Origin of the sequence: Bacillus sp. FJAT-29790 (assembly GCF_019039215.1) — a bacterium.
GTDB lineage: Bacteria > Bacillota > Bacilli > Bacillales > Cytobacillaceae > Cytobacillus.
In genome coordinates, this window is the sequence record NZ_JAHNZZ010000001.1 from 2,726,197 (window position 1) to 2,727,177 (window position 981).

Annotated in this window: 8 tRNA genes; all 8 read right to left on the minus strand. The window is 46.1% G+C overall.

From position 1 onward, the window contains the following. Nucleotides 1-18: 18 nt before the first annotated feature. Nucleotides 19-95: transfer RNA gene (locus tag BGM26_RS12825), tRNA-Pro, on the minus strand. An 8-nt stretch (nucleotides 96-103) separates the two neighbouring features. Beyond that, nucleotides 104-180, minus strand: a tRNA-Arg gene (locus tag BGM26_RS12830). 60 nt (nucleotides 181-240) lie between these two features. Beyond that, nucleotides 241-326, minus strand: a tRNA-Leu gene (locus tag BGM26_RS12835). Nucleotides 327-386: 60 nt separating this feature from the next. Next, a tRNA-Leu gene (locus BGM26_RS12840) sits at nucleotides 387-471 on the minus strand. A gap of 7 nt (nucleotides 472-478) precedes the next feature. Beyond that, nucleotides 479-554, minus strand: a tRNA-Lys gene (locus BGM26_RS12845). A 129-nt stretch (nucleotides 555-683) separates the two neighbouring features. After that, nucleotides 684-758 (minus strand) — tRNA-Gln (locus BGM26_RS12850). A 51-nt stretch (nucleotides 759-809) separates the two neighbouring features. Then, nucleotides 810-886, minus strand: a tRNA-Asp gene (locus BGM26_RS12855). A 37-nt stretch (nucleotides 887-923) separates the two neighbouring features. Beyond that, nucleotides 924-981 (minus strand) — tRNA-Glu (locus BGM26_RS12860).

The following is a 981-nucleotide window of genomic DNA, read 5'->3' on the forward strand; positions in this document are numbered from 1 at the left end:
TATTGTGTTTTTCTTGAATGGTCGGGAAGACAGGATTCGAACCTGCGACCCCTTGGTCCCAAACCAAGTGCTCTACCAAGCTGAGCTACTTCCCGTTAATATATGGCGCGCCCGAAAGGAGTCGAACCCATAACCTTCTGATCCGTAGTCAGACGCTCTATCCAATTGAGCTACGGGCGCATTTTTTTGACGACTTATCTAGTATAAAACATCTTTAATCGATTTGTCAACAAGTTTTTTTGGTGCGGCCGAGAGGACTTGAACCTCCACGGGGTTGCCCCCACTAGGCCCTCAACCTAGCGCGTCTGCCGTTCCGCCACGACCGCTTAATAAAGCGATAGAAATTATAATATCATAAACCAATCGATAATTCAACTAGTAATTAATGGTGCGGGTGAAGGGAGTCGAACCCCCACGCCTTGCGGCACTAGATCCTAAGTCTAGCGTGTCTGCCAATTCCACCACACCCGCAAAAAAATGGTGAGCCATGCAGGATTCGAACCTGCGACCCTCTGATTAAAAGTCAGATGCTCTACCGACTGAGCTAATGGCTCGTAATAAAATGTGTTTACTTAAATTTAAATTGTAGTCGTAAATTTGCTCCAAAGCTCTGCGTTCTTTGTCGCAATTTTTTAAAAAAACCAATCGACGAAGCAACGCTTCGGAGTTGTTTTTTTAAAAAATGGCTGGGCTAGCTGGATTCGAACCAACGCATGTCGCAGTCAAAGTGCGATGCCTTACCGCTTGGCTATAGCCCATTGAATTAAAATCATGAACAACTTCTTCAATAATAAAAAAATCTTAAACAATGGCGGTCCGGACGGGACTCGAACCCGCGACCTCCTGCGTGACAGGCAGGCATTCTAACCAACTGAACTACCGGACCATCTCTTTTGGACTCTAGATAATAAGAAATAAAGTGACCCGTACGGGATTCGAACCCGTGTTACCGCCGTGAAAGGGCGGTGTCTTAACCGCTTG